Annotated in this window: 15 protein-coding genes; 5 read left to right on the top strand and 10 right to left on the bottom strand. The window is 66.7% G+C overall.

All coding sequences use genetic code 11. The annotated features are described in order from the left end of the window. Nucleotides 1-30 precede the first annotated feature (30 nt). The 5 genes from rlmB to N2K98_RS02305 form a co-directional block, all read right to left on the bottom strand. Nucleotides 31-1035 (bottom strand): 23S rRNA (guanosine(2251)-2'-O)-methyltransferase RlmB, encoded by a 1005-nt coding sequence (rlmB, locus tag N2K98_RS02325; RefSeq protein ID WP_255798887.1) that lies wholly within the window; start codon nucleotides 1033-1035, stop codon nucleotides 31-33. 81 nt (nucleotides 1036-1116) lie between these two features. Then, on the bottom strand, nucleotides 1117-2553 hold the full coding sequence (cysS, locus tag N2K98_RS02320; RefSeq protein WP_255866272.1) for a cysteine--tRNA ligase: 1437 nt from the start codon (nucleotides 2551-2553) through the stop codon (nucleotides 1117-1119). Between the two features lie 29 nt (nucleotides 2554-2582). Next, entirely contained in the window at nucleotides 2583-3077 is a 495-nt protein-coding gene (gene ispF / locus N2K98_RS02315; protein WP_255866273.1) for a 2-C-methyl-D-erythritol 2,4-cyclodiphosphate synthase, read from the bottom strand. A gap of 1 nt (nucleotide 3078) precedes the next feature. Continuing rightward, entirely contained in the window at nucleotides 3079-3840 is a 762-nt protein-coding gene (ispD, locus tag N2K98_RS02310; RefSeq protein ID WP_255866274.1) for a 2-C-methyl-D-erythritol 4-phosphate cytidylyltransferase, read from the bottom strand. An 87-nt stretch (nucleotides 3841-3927) separates the two neighbouring features. Next, nucleotides 3928-4410: a CarD family transcriptional regulator gene (locus N2K98_RS02305; protein ID WP_066300159.1), complete on the bottom strand. Its 483-nt coding sequence runs from the start codon at nucleotides 4408-4410 to the stop codon at nucleotides 3928-3930. Nucleotides 4411-4666: 256 nt separating this feature from the next. Between N2K98_RS02305 and N2K98_RS02300 the strand changes: the two genes are divergently transcribed. After that, nucleotides 4667-5206, top strand: coding sequence for an NUDIX hydrolase (locus N2K98_RS02300; RefSeq protein WP_255798883.1), 540 nt, complete (start codon nucleotides 4667-4669; stop codon nucleotides 5204-5206). Nucleotides 5207-5276: 70 nt separating this feature from the next. Here the strand turns inward: N2K98_RS02300 and N2K98_RS02295 are convergent, their stop codons facing one another. Beyond that, on the bottom strand, nucleotides 5277-5963 hold the full coding sequence (locus tag N2K98_RS02295; protein ID WP_255866275.1) for a response regulator transcription factor: 687 nt from the start codon (nucleotides 5961-5963) through the stop codon (nucleotides 5277-5279). Continuing rightward, nucleotides 5960-7120 (bottom strand): sensor histidine kinase, encoded by a 1161-nt coding sequence (locus tag N2K98_RS02290; protein WP_255798881.1) that lies wholly within the window; start codon nucleotides 7118-7120, stop codon nucleotides 5960-5962. The genes N2K98_RS02295 and N2K98_RS02290 overlap by 4 nt, the downstream gene beginning before the upstream one ends. Nucleotides 7121-7323: 203 nt before the next feature. On the opposite strand from N2K98_RS02290, the gene phoU reads away from it, so the two are divergent. Next, entirely contained in the window at nucleotides 7324-7986 is a 663-nt protein-coding gene (gene phoU / locus N2K98_RS02285; RefSeq protein WP_230026007.1) for a phosphate signaling complex protein PhoU, read from the top strand. A 102-nt stretch (nucleotides 7987-8088) separates the two neighbouring features. On the opposite strand, the gene N2K98_RS02280 is transcribed toward phoU, so the two are convergent. Beyond that, nucleotides 8089-8841: a phosphoglyceromutase gene (locus N2K98_RS02280; RefSeq protein WP_255798880.1), complete on the bottom strand. Its 753-nt coding sequence runs from the start codon at nucleotides 8839-8841 to the stop codon at nucleotides 8089-8091. A gap of 433 nt (nucleotides 8842-9274) precedes the next feature. Between N2K98_RS02280 and N2K98_RS02275 the strand changes: the two genes are divergently transcribed. Beyond that, nucleotides 9275-10036, top strand: coding sequence for a class I SAM-dependent methyltransferase (locus N2K98_RS02275; protein ID WP_255798879.1), 762 nt, complete (start codon nucleotides 9275-9277; stop codon nucleotides 10034-10036). Nucleotides 10037-10178: 142 nt separating this feature from the next. Here N2K98_RS02275 and N2K98_RS02270 read toward each other — a convergent pair whose 3' ends face one another. Further along, nucleotides 10179-10502, bottom strand: coding sequence for a DUF2516 family protein (locus N2K98_RS02270; RefSeq protein ID WP_255798894.1), 324 nt, complete (start codon nucleotides 10500-10502; stop codon nucleotides 10179-10181). An 18-nt stretch (nucleotides 10503-10520) separates the two neighbouring features. Beyond that, nucleotides 10521-11666 (bottom strand): trans-sulfuration enzyme family protein, encoded by a 1146-nt coding sequence (locus N2K98_RS02265; protein ID WP_255866276.1) that lies wholly within the window; start codon nucleotides 11664-11666, stop codon nucleotides 10521-10523. Nucleotides 11667-11822: 156 nt separating this feature from the next. On the opposite strand from N2K98_RS02265, the gene tmk reads away from it, so the two are divergent. Together tmk and N2K98_RS02255 are read left to right on the top strand one after the other, a co-directional pair. After that, nucleotides 11823-12425: a dTMP kinase gene (gene tmk / locus N2K98_RS02260; protein WP_255866315.1), complete on the top strand. Its 603-nt coding sequence runs from the start codon at nucleotides 11823-11825 to the stop codon at nucleotides 12423-12425. Next, nucleotides 12422-13564, top strand: coding sequence for a DNA polymerase III subunit delta' (locus N2K98_RS02255; protein ID WP_255866277.1), 1143 nt, complete (start codon nucleotides 12422-12424; stop codon nucleotides 13562-13564). The genes tmk and N2K98_RS02255 overlap by 4 nt, the downstream gene beginning before the upstream one ends. Nucleotides 13565-13568 lie beyond the last annotated feature (4 nt).

The following is a 13568-nucleotide window of genomic DNA, read 5'->3' as shown; positions in this document are numbered from 1 at the left end:
GCCCTTTGCTGCCGGTGGCCCCGGCCCGGATTAGGAGGAGCGCTGCCGGGAGATTTCGTACAGGGTGATGCCGACGGCCATGGAAGCGTTGAGTGACTCCATGGCGGAGTCGATGGGGATGGAGACAATCTGGTCGCAGTTCTCCCGGACCAGGCGGGACAGGCCCTTGCCCTCGGAGCCCACCACGATGCAGATCGGTTCCTTGGCCAGCACTATGGAGGGAAGCGATACATCGCCGTCGCCGTCCAGGCCCAGGACGAAAATGCCCATCTTCTTGAACGTCTTGAGGGTGTTGTTCAGGTTGCCGGCCCGTGCCACGGGGACGCGGACGGCAGCGCCGGCGCTGGTCTTCCATGCCGAGGCAGTGACACCCACGGCCCGGCGTTCCGGAACGACGACGCCGTGTGCGCTGAAGGCCGAGGCAGACCGGATGATCGCGCCCAGGTTACGCGGATCGGTGATGCCGTCGAGGGCGACGAAGAGCGGCGCGTTGCGGATGTGGCCCTTCTTCCAGGCCTCAAGGGTCTCGGAGGCAAGGTCGGTGGGGTCCGCGTACTCATACGGCGGGATCTGCAGGACGAGGCCCTGGTGCACAGCCTCGTTGGTCATGCGGTCCAGCTCGGGCTTGTGCGTTTCCATCACCGGCAGGCCGCGCTCGGCCGCCATCTTCAGGGATTCCCGGACCCGGTCATCCATGTCGATACGGACGGCAACGTGCAGGGCCTTGGCCGGAATGCCGGCGCGCAGCGCTTCCACTACGGAGTTGCGGCCGGTGACAACTTCCTCAGCCACCTTGCCGCGGACGTTGGTGCCGCTGCGGCCGCCGGCGCGGGCATCGCCGCGCTTGGCGTCGCCACGCTTGGCGGCGGACCGCTCAGCGAGCTGCTTGTTCTTGAACGCCTTGTGGTACGGGCGCTCTTCAGCCTTGGGTGTGGGGCCCTTGCCCTCGAGGGCCTTGCGGCCGAGCCCGCCGGTACCGCCGCTGGGGCCCTTCTTGGCTTTGCGCATTGCGCCGGGACGTCCATTGTTGGCCATCGGTTACACCTTTACTAGAAGAAAGCATTCCCTTCCAGTTTACGCAGTCCGCGGCCGGGTTGGCGGACACCGCTGCTGGAGTCAGGCCACGCTCCATGTAACGCCGTCGGCGCCGTCCTCCACGGTGATGCCGGCGGCAGCCAGCGAATCGCGGATGGCGTCGGCCCGGGCCCAGTCCTTTGCGGCGCGGGCGGCGTTCCGTTCGGCGAGTCGGTCCTGCACCAGGGCGTCCAGTGCGGCGTCGGCGGGCCCTGCCTGTGACGCTGCGTCCTTCGCGTCGTCCAAGCCCAGGACTGAGGTCATGGCCCGCACCTGTCCCAGCGCGCGCTGAACGGTTTCATTGTCACCGGCTGCGAGGGCCGTGTTACCGGCGCGCACGGTTTCATGCAGCACTGCCAGGGCCTGGGGAACATTCAGGTCATCATCCATGGCGGCGGCGAAGGCATCCGGAACCGCGGCGGTCCCGGTATCGATCTCCGCAGCAGCCTTGGCCGCGGCCTTGGCGATAAAGCCGTCAATACGCTCCACGGCGGAGGCAGCCTCCTGCAGGGACGTCGGCCGGTAGTCCAGCACCGAACGGTAGTGGGCCTGGCCCAGGTAATACCGGACCACGCGCGGGCTGGCCTGCTCCAGCATTTCAGTCGGGCTGATGGTGTTGCCGATGGACTTGGACATCTTCTCACCCTCGAAGGTGACCATGCCGTTGTGCATCCAGAAGTTCGCGAAGCCGTGCCCTGCGGCCTGGGACTGCGCCATCTCGTTCTCGTGGTGCGGGAAGCGCAGGTCCAGCCCGCCCCCGTGGATGTCGAACTCGGTGCCGAGGTATTTGGTGACCATGGCCGAGCATTCCAGGTGCCAGCCCGGACGTCCGCGGCCCCAGGGGCTGTCCCAGGATGCGGTCTCCGGCTCGCCCTCCTTATGCCCCTTCCACAGCGCGAAGTCCCGCGGATCGCGCTTGCCGCGCGGGCCGGCGTCGGGCGCTGCCTGCATGTCGTCGATGTTCTGGCGGGTCAGCGAACCGTACTTCTGCCAGGAGCGCACGTCGAAGTACACGTCGCCGGAAGCGTCGAGGGCAGGGTAGGCGTGTCCACGCTCGATCAGGGCCGCAATGAGCGCATGCATCTCCGGGATGTGGCCCGTGGCGCGCGGTTCGTAGGTGGGTCGCTGGACGCCGAGCGTGTCGTAGGCCTTGGCGAACTCCTGTTCGAACCGGTAGGCCAGCGCCCACCATGGTTCGTCGGGGACGACGCCGGGAGCCGGCTCGGCGCCCACGGAGTCGGCTGCCTTGGCCAGGATCTTGTCGTCAATATCCGTCACATTGCGGACCACGGTGACCTGCATCCCGCGGTAACGCAGCCAGCGCGTGAGCTGGTCAAAGGCGATGGCGGAGCGGATGTGCCCTACGTGCGGGAGCCCCTGCACGGTGGCGCCGCAGTAGTAGAGGCTGGCCTTGCCTTCGACCAGGGGAACGAAGTCCCGGACCTGCGCTGTTGCGGTGTCATAGAATCTCAAGCTCACTGCTCTAGGCTAGCCGAAACCGCGTGCCCTCAGTCAGCGGACGCCCCGGCGGCGACGACGGCGGTGGCGACCGCTGCGATCCCCTCACCCCGGCCGGTGAAGCCCAGGTGGTCGGTGGTGGTGGCGGAAACGCTGACCGGTGCGCCGGCGGCGGCGCTCAGGACCGCTTCAGCCTCTGCCCGGCGGGGACTGAACTTGGGCCGGTTGCCGATCAGCTGCACGGCGATGTTGCCGATTTCGAACCCTGCGGCCCGCACAATGCGGGCAGCTTCGCCGAGGAGTACCGTCCCGGCGGCACCGGCGTATTCCGGCCGGTCGGTGCCGAAGTGGGTACCCAGATCCCCCAGCCCGGCAGCCGAGAACAGTGCGTCTGCGGCGGCATGGGACACCGGGTCGCCGTCGGAGTGCCCGGCCAGGCCCCGCTCACCTTCCCAGTGAAGGCCGGCTACCCAGAGCGGCCGCGGCGCGTCGTCGGGCGCGAAGGCGTGCACATCGACGCCGATTCCGGTGCGTGGCAGGGCCATGTCAGTCCTCCTGGCGGTGGTTCCCGCCGGCCAGGATCGCTTCCGCGAGCACCAGGTCCAGCGGGGTGGTGATTTTCAGGGACAGCTGTGAACCTTCGACCACGTAGACCTCGGTCCCCAGGGATTCCACGAGCATGGCGTCGTCGGTGACGGCCGCTGCCGTGTCCTTGTCGAAGGAGAGGGCGGCCTCGTGTGCCCGGCGGAGCAGGGCAGCGTCGAAGCCCTGCGGCGTCTGCACGGCGCGCAGCCGGGAACGATCGGGCGTCCCGGTGACCAGGCGTGCGGCGACGGCGGACTCGGCGGACTCCCTCACGGGTGCGGTGTCCTTGACGGTATCCACCACCGGTATGGCAGGAATGACCGCCGAGGCGCCTGCGGCCAGCGCTGCTGCCACGCGGTGGAACACCTCCGGCGGTGTCAGCGCGCGGGCTGCATCGTGGACCAGCACCGCGTCCAGGTCTGCCGGCAGCGCCCGCAGCGCAGCCCGCACGGATTCGGGCCGGGTGGCTCCGCCGTCGACGGCGGAGACAGTGGCCGGGAACCGGTCACAGATGCTGCGCATCAGGGTGTCGCCTGCCGGCACGGCAACGGCAATGGCTGCGGCGATATCGGCGGCCTGGACGGCACGGAGCGCGTGGACGAGCATGGGTTCCCCGGCAAGCGGGACCTGGGCCTTGGGCATGCCGTAGCCGAGGCGCTGGCCGGATCCTCCGGCTACGACGACGACGCCGATCCGCGGCGGGCGGGAAGGGGTAGTGGACACCGTTCCACCCTAATGCCAGCAGGCGGGCGCTTAAACATCGATTGCCGGCCCCGAAGGACCGGCAATCGATGACATTGGCTGGGCTGCCTAGCTCGCGAGAACCTCGTCGAGCACGGCTGCTGCCTGGTCTTCATCCGTCTTTTCAGCAAGTGCCAGTTCCGAAATCAGGATCTGGCGTGCCTTGGCGAGCATTCGCTTTTCGCCGGCGGACAGCCCGCGGTCATGGTCGCGGCGCCAGAGATCGCGGACAACTTCCGCAACCTTGACGACGTCGCCCGACGCGAGCTTTTCCAGGTTTGCCTTGTAGCGGCGCGACCAGTTAGTGGGCTCTTCAGTGAGCTCGGCGCGCAGGACGTCAAAGACGTGCTCCAGGCCTTCCTTGCCCACTACATCGCGCACCCCAACGAGGTCGACGTTCTCAGCCGGTACTTCTATGGTCAGATCACCCTGGGCCACCTTAAGCTTGAGATACATTTTCTCTTCGCCCTTGATGGTTCGCATCTTGATCTCTTCGATCTTCGCGGCACCGTGGTGAGGATAAACAACTGTTTCGCCAACCTCAAAAACCATGTGGTCTTTCCCCTTTCCCGGGGCTCAGTTTATCAGAGATGCGACACGCCGAGTAGAGTTTTCGCAGGTCAGGTACTGCATGGGCTCCGGTATAGGTAGTATTCCGCCTTTCACGGGTACTTCACGAGCATCTCCAGCGCGCGGGCAGCGCCGTCCCCGCCCGCCTAAGAATCCAGTTTTTCGCCGATTTGCCGATAGGCTAGGCAGCAAAGATAGCCTCCGGTCGCTAGACCGCAATACTTCAGGAGTTTGTGCTGTGAGATTCACACCCAAGAACCGGGTCCGGCGCACCGCTGCGGCCGGTGTCATCGCGCTTGCCATGCTGGGAACGGCCGGCTGCAGCGCTGTGAACGAGCAGGCAACCACCATTGAGTACTCGCCGTCGGACGGCATCGCGGAGAACGTTGCCGACCTGCAGCTGCGCAACATCCTCGTGGTCAGCAACGGCTTCGGGGAACCCGGCCGGCTGCTCGGCACCGTGGTCAACGACTCCGACCAGGCACAGCGGTTCTCCCTGGACTTTGGCGGCACACCGCTGTCCTGGACCCTGCCTGCCGGTGGCAAGGTCGTCTTCGAGGACGAGGCCGAGGAAAACGTCACTGTCGCTGAAGTCCGGGAGGAGCCCGGCACCGGCATCGACGCCGAGCTGGTCCTCAACGACGAAACCACGGAGCTGAACATTCCGGTGGTCAACGGTGACCAGGAAGATTACCGTCCGTACCTGCCGACAGGGTCCGAGTACACTCCTCGCCCGGTTGAAACCACCGAGGCCGCGACCACCGGCGAGGGTCACTAGCCAGACCGCATTACCGATCCCGAAAGGGCCGGCGCTGCAGCGCCGGCCCTTTCGCATATCCGTCCCCGGATCAGGCCTCGAACTTGTAGCCCAGTCCGCGTACGGTCACCAGGTGCCTGGGGGCGGAGGAATCGGCCTCGATTTTCGCCCGCAGCCGTTTGACGTGGACGTCAAGGGTCTTGGTGTCACCCACGTAGTCCGCTCCCCAGACACGTTCGATCAGTTGCCCGCGGGTCAGGACCCGGCCGGAGTTCCGAAGGAGCAGCTCCAGCAGCTCGAACTCCTTCAGCGGGAAGGGCACGCTGGTGCCGTTGACCTGTACCACGTGCCGGTCAACGTCCATGCGCACCGGCCCTGCTTCCAGCGCAGCACCGGCGAAGTCGGTTCCTGCACCCTCCCCCCGGCGCCGCAGCACCGCTCGCACCCGTGCCAGCAGCTCGCGCGAGGAATACGGCTTAGTGACGTAGTCATCGGCGCCGATCTCGAGGCCGACCACCTTGTCGATTTCCGCATCGCGGGCGGTCAGCATGATGACCGGAACATCCGAACGTTGGCGGATCCGGCGGCAGACCTCCGTGCCGGAGAGCCCGGGCAGCATCAGGTCCAGCAGGATCAGGTCCGCGCCCGACTGTTCAAAGGCGGCGACGGCGTCGGCTCCGTTGTCCACGACGTCAACGTCGAATCCCTCCCGCCCCAGCAGGTAGGAGAGTGGATCGCTGAAGGACTCCTCATCTTCGACAATCAGAATCCGGGTCAAGCGGTAGCTCCCTGTTTAGATTCGCGGATATCTGCGGCGTCCATTTCGGGCAGCCGCACGGTGAAGGTGGATCCGTGCCCGGGGCGTGACCAGAGGTCCACCTCGCCGCCGTGGTTGGCAACCACGTGCTTGACGATGCTCAACCCCAGGCCGGTTCCCCCCGTGTGCCTCGAACGGGCGGAATCGATCCGGTAGAACCGCTCAAACACCCGTTCCTGTTCCTCGGGAGCAATACCGGGACCCTGGTCCGTCACCGCGACCTGGGCCATGCCGTTGCGGGACTGCAACCCGATCCCCACCCTGCTGCCCTCGGGTGAATAGCGGATGGCATTGTCGATCAGGTTCCGGAAAGCGGTGGTCAGCATGGGGGCGTCGCCGTAGACCGCAGCATCCGACCTGCCACCCAGGAGTACCTCTATGTTCTTGCTCTCGGCGTTCAGCCGGTTGGCTTCGACGGCGTCCTCGAGAATCCGGTTCACGTCCACTGGCTTGGCGCGGTCCACGATGTCAGTGCTCTGCAGCCGGGACAGTTCGATGATGTCCTGCACCAGTGCGGTGAGGCGGGCGGATTCCCGGTGCATCCGTTTGGCGAACCGGCGGACCGCTTCTTCGTCACCTGCGGCGTCATCCAGCGCTTCGGAGAGCAGCGAGATGGCGCCCACCGGTGTCTTGAGTTCGTGGGAAACATTCGCAACGAAGTCGTGGCGGACCTCCTCGGTTCGGGTGATCTCCGTGCGGTCGTCGGCCAGGATCAGCACGTACTCCTCCCCCACTGTCGCCACCCGGACCTGCAGAATGAGCGACCCTTCGCCGAGCGGCCCCCGGGGAAGCTCCAGCCGGGCTTCCTCGATGACGCCGTCGCGGCGTACCCGGGCGCACAGGTCCAGCAACCGGTCGTTGACGATCGTATGCCCGCGTACCAGGCCGAACGCGTAGGCACCGGGACTTGCCCGGACAACGCCGTCAATGGCATCGGCAACAATGTAGGCGCGCCCGATGACGCCGAGTACCTCGGCAGCGCCCTCGGGGACCGTCGGCTCGGAGATCTCGGCCAACTCCCGCCGCTGGCGCTGGCTGGCGCCGTACGCGAGGACACCGAAGGCACCGACAGCCAGGCCGAGGAGGCCGGCCAGCAGGGCCAGCAGTACAGGATTCACTCTCTTAGCTTAGGCCGGACCCTGCCGCCGGGAAGGAAAGCCGGTGGCTTTGGCCCATTAGTTAAACTAACGTTCATCTAAGGGGCCAGTGTGGTTCATCCCCGGCTGGCATCCTGCAGGAGCGGCCGTAGGCGCAGGAGGTGCCGGGCCGCACCAATCCCGCAGACCCCATACGATCCACCCGCTTTTGAGAGGACCCTTCAGTGCGCAAGGTTTTCCAGGCCGAGCTTCATCAAATCGGTGAAGAACTGACCCAGATATCCCAGCTGGTAACGGAGGCGATGCGCAAAGCCACGCTCGCCTTTGAAGGCGCCGATATCGAACTCGCGCAGGATGTCATCGCTGCCGACGCGCGGATCGATTTCCTGCAGAATGACCTGGATGAGCGTGCCATTGACGTTCTCGCCCTCCAGGGCCCGGTGGCCAGCGACCTGCGCATGATCGTGGGATCGCTGCGCATGAGCGCCTCGCTGGAACGCATGGGGGATCTGGCCCGGCACATAGCGCAGCTCGCACGCCTGCGGTACCCGGCCAACGTGGTGCCGGACAACATGGTGGAGACCTTCCGCGAGATGGCGCAGCTGGACCTCCGAATCTCCGAACAGCTGACAGAGCTGCTGGAGACGCGCAACCTGGAGATGAGCAAAGACATCTACGACGCCAACAGCCGGATCAATGAACTGCACGCCGGGGTCTTCAAGTCCATTGCCTCCCCGGACTGGAACGTCCCCGCGGTCAGCACGGTGGACCTGACCCTCGCCAGCCGCTACTTCGAGCGCTTTGCGGATCACGGCGTTTCCGTCACCCGCAAGGTCAACTACCTCGTTACCGGTGAATGGCACCCCCTGTCCGAGTCAGGCGTGTAGCGGCCGGAACTCAGGGGCCGACAAGGCCTGGAGCATAGAAAGGGCGGTCCCGTGCGGGACCGCCCTTTCTATTGACCGGGGCTGATGCCCGCGGCGCAGGTGCTACTTCTTTTTGCCCTGGTTCGCCACGGCCTTGATGGAGGCGGCGGCGGCCTCGGGATCGAGGTAGGTACCGCCGGCCTTGACCGGCTTGAGGTCCTCATCGAGTTCGTACACCAGCGGGATGCCGGTGGGGATATTCACGGCTGCAATATCGGCGTCGCTGATTCCGTCCAGGTGCTTAACCAGCGCACGCAGGGAGTTGCCGTGCGCGGCGATCATCACCGTCTTGCCGGTACGGATGTCCTTGGAGATGTCCGATTCCCAATACGGCAGGAACCGCTCCAGGACGTCCTTGAGGCACTCGGTGCGCGGCAGTTCGTCGGAGGCCAGATCCGCGTAACGGGGATCGTGGGCCTGGGAGAAGTCGCTGTCATCCGGCAGGGGCGGCGGCGGGGTGTCGTAGGAACGGCGCCAGAGCATGAACTGTTCCTCGCCGTATTCGGCCAGGGTCTGGGCTTTGTCCTTGCCCTGCAGCGCACCGTAGTGCCGCTCGTTCAGGCGCCAGCTGCGCTTGACGTCGATCCAGATGCGGTCGGCCGCGCCCAGCGCCAGGTTCGCCGTGTTGATGGCCCGCTGGAGCCGGGAGGTGTAGAGGATGTCCGGGAGAATGTTGTTCTCAACCAGCAGCTGCCCGCCGCGGAGGGCTTCCTCACGTCCTAGGTCCGTCAGATCCACGTCCACCCAGCCCGTGAAGAGGTTCTTTTCATTCCATTCACTCTGCCCGTGGCGCAGAAGGATCAGTTTGTAGGTCATATAAGCATGGTATCGGAGTGCGTACCGGGCAGGGAGGGCCACGGCACTTTGACCGGACAGATGGGCGGGGGCCCGGAATCTACTGAGCAGATAACGGGGGTATCAGGCGGCCATAAGCCCGTTACCTGCTCAGTAGATTAGGCCCGCCCGGTAAATCGTGCGGGTGGCCTGCACGGGACCCCACCGGGTGGTGATGCTGTTTCTGGACCCCTTTCGCCACATCCGCACCAATCTGTGGGATCCTCTGTCCGCAAGCGGCGACTCGCCCCCGCTCCCGACTCCTTCCCGCCCCGGCTCGCTTCCCGGGTTTCCGGGTTCCCGGCAGCCATGCTGAATCGGCACCCGACAGTTTCCGGGTGTCCTGCGGTCAGGGGCATCCCCTTGCGCCCGCTAGCATTGTGTGGTGCAAAAACCGCTAAAACCCGTAGGAACTGTGACCAGGGGCACTACAAACCCCAACCGGCTCCGACGGGTGGACCGCTGGCTGGCAGGGCCTGCGCGGTGGCGTCTGCGGCAGGCCGCCGATCCCTTGATCGTGGATCTGGGCTACGGCGCCGCACCCACCACCGCCGTCGAACTCCACGGCCGCCTCGGACGAGTGCGGGAGGACGTGGAAGTCATGGGAATTGAAATTGACCCGGCCCGCGTCCTCGCAGCCAAACCGCTGGAACGAAAGGGGCTGAGCTTCCGGCAGGGCGGCTTCGAACTGCCCGTGGACGGACGCCGCCCGGTGATGGTCCGTGCCTTCAACGTCCTGCGCCAATATGCGGAAGAGGACTACGCCCAGCATTGGGAAATGGTCTGCTCGCGGCTGGCACCGGGAGGGATTTTCGTGGACGGCACCTGCGACGAAATCGGCCGGCGTGCCACCTGGGTGGAACTGGACGCCTCGGGTCCGGTTTCGCTGAGCATTTCCCTGCGGTTCGGTGCGTTCGAGCGCCCGTCCGATGTCGCCGAACGTCTGCCCAAAGCGCTGATCCACCGCAATGTTCCCGGAGAGCGGGTGCACGCTTTCCTCCAGGCCATGGACCGCGCGTGGGAGGAAGCCGCACCGATGGCCTCCTACGGCAACCGGCACCGTTGGCTGGCAATGTGCAGCGCACTAAAGGCCGGCGGAGTGCCGCTGCTCACCGGGCCGTCCCGCTGGCGACTGGGCGAAATCACCGTGGCCTGGGACGCCGTCCGCCCCTCGTAGCCTCGCAGCCTCACAGCCCCGCAGCGCTCACACCCCCGCAGCCGGAACGGCTTAGCCGAACGCCCGGTTAACGGAATCCGCCCCGGACGGCCCTGGGAAGGGCGGTCCGGGGCGGACTGAAAATCTCCGGTTTACCCGGTGGTTACCAGGGGCCGTACGGGCCTTGGTTGCTGTTGCCGCGGCCGCGGGAGCTGCCGATGGCAGGCTTCACATCCGCCAGGTACACGCAGGCGGCAATCACGGCGGCCAGCTGGAACAGAAGCAGGCCCAGCGACGACCCCAGCACAGAGAGCACGCCGACGGCGGTGGCTCCCCCGGTGAGGGCCAGCCAGAATCCCTTGGTCCGCTTGTAGGCACGCTCAAAATCGGCGGGCTTGCGGCGGGCGCAGTCCAGAAGTGCCCACAGCTCAATGCCCAGCGCCACGATGCCGAGCGCGAGGTAGAGGTAGTACTGAATGATCATCATTAGGGCCACAGCGCTAGCCTACCGTGTAAGTGCCTGCTCTAGGTCCCTCCAGAGGTCTTCAACATTCTCGATTCCGACGGAAAGCCGCAGCAGCCCCTCCGGAACGGTGTGCGGCTCCCCGGGCTGGCGGCGCCGTCGTTCGATCAGCGACTCCACACCGCCAAGCGAGGTGGCCGGCAGCCACAGTTCCACGGCCTCGGTAACCTTCTCCGCCGCAGCGGCTCCGCCGGCAACCTCGATGCACAGAATCGATCCGAATCCCTTCATCTGCGATGCGGCACGGCGGTGCCCCGGGTCCTCGGGCAGGCCCGGATAACGCACATGCTCCACCTGCGGGAGCTCCTGCAGCCGGCGGGCAAGTTCCCCGGCGGTGGCCTGCGAGCGCTCAACCCGCAGGGCCAGGGTGCGCAGCCCGCGCAGGGCCAGCCACACTTCGAACGGACCGGCCACCGCCCCGTGCAGCGAGCGGTATCGCAGCAGCCGGTCCCGCAGTTCGGGGTCGGATGTCACGGCCGCGCCCAGGACGACGTCGGAATGCCCGGCCAGGTATTTCGTCACCGAGTGAACGACGACGTCGGCACCCAGTTCCAGGGGCCGCGTCACCAGCGGCGTGGAGAAGGTGTTGTCCGCAACCACCAGCGCACCGGCGGCGTGTGCGGCGTCGGCCAGCGCCGCGATGTCCGCCACCTCCAGCATGGGATTGGTGGGGCTCTCCACCCAGAGCAGCGAGGCGCCGTCGAGCTGCGCTATGACGTCCTGGGTTTCGGCAATGTCCACGGTGCGCACGGAAAACCGGCCGTTCGCTGCCTCCTCCGCGGCCAGCAGCAAGGACCCCTGGTAGCTGTGCCGCGGCATCACCACCACTCCGCCGGCGGGAACCAGGGACAGGGCGGCCATCACGGATGCCAGCCCGGAGCCGAAGACCAATGCGGGAAGGTCAGCTCCTTCGAGCTCGGCCAGCGCCTGTTCGAAGGGATCCCAGGTGGGGTTGGAGTAGCGGCCGTAGCCGCGCTCCCCCTGCACGGGAGTACCTGTGCCGAAATAGGTGGAGGACAGCACGATGGGCGGATTCACCGGGGCATCATGCTCGCGGGGAGGGCGGCCCGCGGAGACAACGAGGGTATCGGGGGAAACGGCGTGCCCATGCGGCGGGATGTGGCTCATAAGGACCAGCCTAGACCGCCGGACGTCCCCGCCGGCCGATGCCGGCGAACGGCGCCCGTGACCGCTCGTCCGCAGCACCGGCCTCCCAGCCGGACTAGGTAGGCTAGGCGGGTGAGCAATTCTAATCTCCCCGAAACCCGCGGCCTGTTCATTGCCATGGAGGGCGGAGACGGCGCCGGGAAATCCACCCAGGCGCAGCGGCTGGCCGCCGCACTGCAGGAGACCGGCCGTACGGTCCTACGCACCCGCGAACCCGGCGGCACCCCCGTAGGCGAACAGCTGCGCGCACTGGTCCTTGAGCACGGCAACGGCGAAATCGATGCACGCACCGAGGCGCTGATCTTCGCTGCCTCCCGTGCCGCGCACGTACAACAGGTCATCGAACCGGCGCTCGCCGCCGGAACCGTGGTGGTCTGCGACCGCTACGTCGACAGTTCCATTGCGTATCAGGGAGCCGGCCGGCAGCTGGGCACGGAAGCCGTCCGAACACTGAATGAGTGGGCCACCGGGGGCTTGGAACCCGACCTCACCGTCCTGCTCGACGTCGAGCCCGAACGCGGCCGGGACCGCCGGACCGCCGGCGATGCGGCCGAGGACCGGCTCGAGTCCGAACCGGATGCCTTCCACCTGCAGATCCGCCTGGCGTTCCTTGAGGCCGCACAGGCAGCTCCCGGCCGGTATCTGGTGCTCGACGCCGGCCGTCCGGTGGACGAATTGGCCGAAACCATCCTGCGGCGCGTGGAAAAGCTGCTGCCGTGAGCGTGTGGGATGACCTGCAGGGGCAGGACCCGGTAGTTGACCAGCTGCGTCGCGGTGCCGCAGATGCCCGGCCCAACCATGCCTGGCTGTTCACCGGCCCGCCCGGTTCCGGCCGCTCCAATGCGGCCCGCGCCTTTGCGGCCGCACTGGTCTGCGAACAGCAGGACCCGGAGCTGCGGGGCTGCGGCGAGTGCAAGGCCTGCCGGACCGTGCTGGCCGGCTCGCACGCCGACGTTTCCTCCGTCACCACAGAGAAGGTCACCATCAGCATTGATGAGGCCCGCGAACTGGTCCGGAAGGCCCAGGACAAGCCGTCCACCGGCCGCTGGCGCGTCATCATCGTGGAGGACGCGGACCGGATGCAGGAGCGCAGCACCAACGTGCTGCTCAAGGCCATTGAAGAACCGCCGCCGCGGACCATCTGGCTGCTCTGCGCTCCGAGCCCCGGCGATGTCCTGGTCACCATCCGGTCCAGGTGCCGTCCGGTGGGGCTGCGGCTGCCGCCGGTCGAGGATGTAGCGGAACTGCTGATCCGGCGGGACAACATCGACCCGGATGTAGCGCTGCACGCGGCCCGGGCAGCGCAGAGCCACATCGGCGTCGCCAAGCGCCTGGCCACCGATGAGGGCGCACGGCAGCGCCGCGAGAGCATCGTGCGGCTGCCGCTGTCGCTGCGGAATGTCTCCGGAGCCATGAAGGCCGCAGCGGACCTCGTGGCCCTGGCCGAAGCGGAAGCCACCAGTTCCTTTGAACAGCGGGACGCTGCGGAGAAGGAAGCATTGCTCGCCTCCCTGGGCGCGCCCGCCACCGGAACCCTGCCGCCGTCGCTGCGCAGCCAGGTGAAGCGCCTTGAGGAAGACCAGGTGCGCCGGGCCAAGCGGTCCAAAAACGACTACTTCGACCGGGCGCTGACGGACCTGCTTTCCTTTTACCGGGACGTGCTGATGATCCAGCTGGGCGGTGCCGGTCCCCTCGTGAACGAGGGGCTCCGCCGGGAGCTGGACGAGTTTGCGGCGTATGGCTCTCCGGAACAGACGCTGATGCGCATGGAGGAGATCAACACCGTGCGCCGCCGGCTGGTCACCACAAACGTGGCGCCGCTGCTGGCCATCGAAGCAATGGCCCTGAGCCTGCTGTAATGTC

The sequence above is a fragment of the Arthrobacter jinronghuae genome (assembly GCF_025244825.1).
Taxonomy (GTDB): Bacteria; Actinomycetota; Actinomycetes; order Actinomycetales; family Micrococcaceae; genus Arthrobacter_B; species Arthrobacter_B jinronghuae.
The sequence above is the reverse complement of the archived record's forward strand: the minus strand, read 5'-3'. Positions and strand labels throughout refer to the sequence as shown.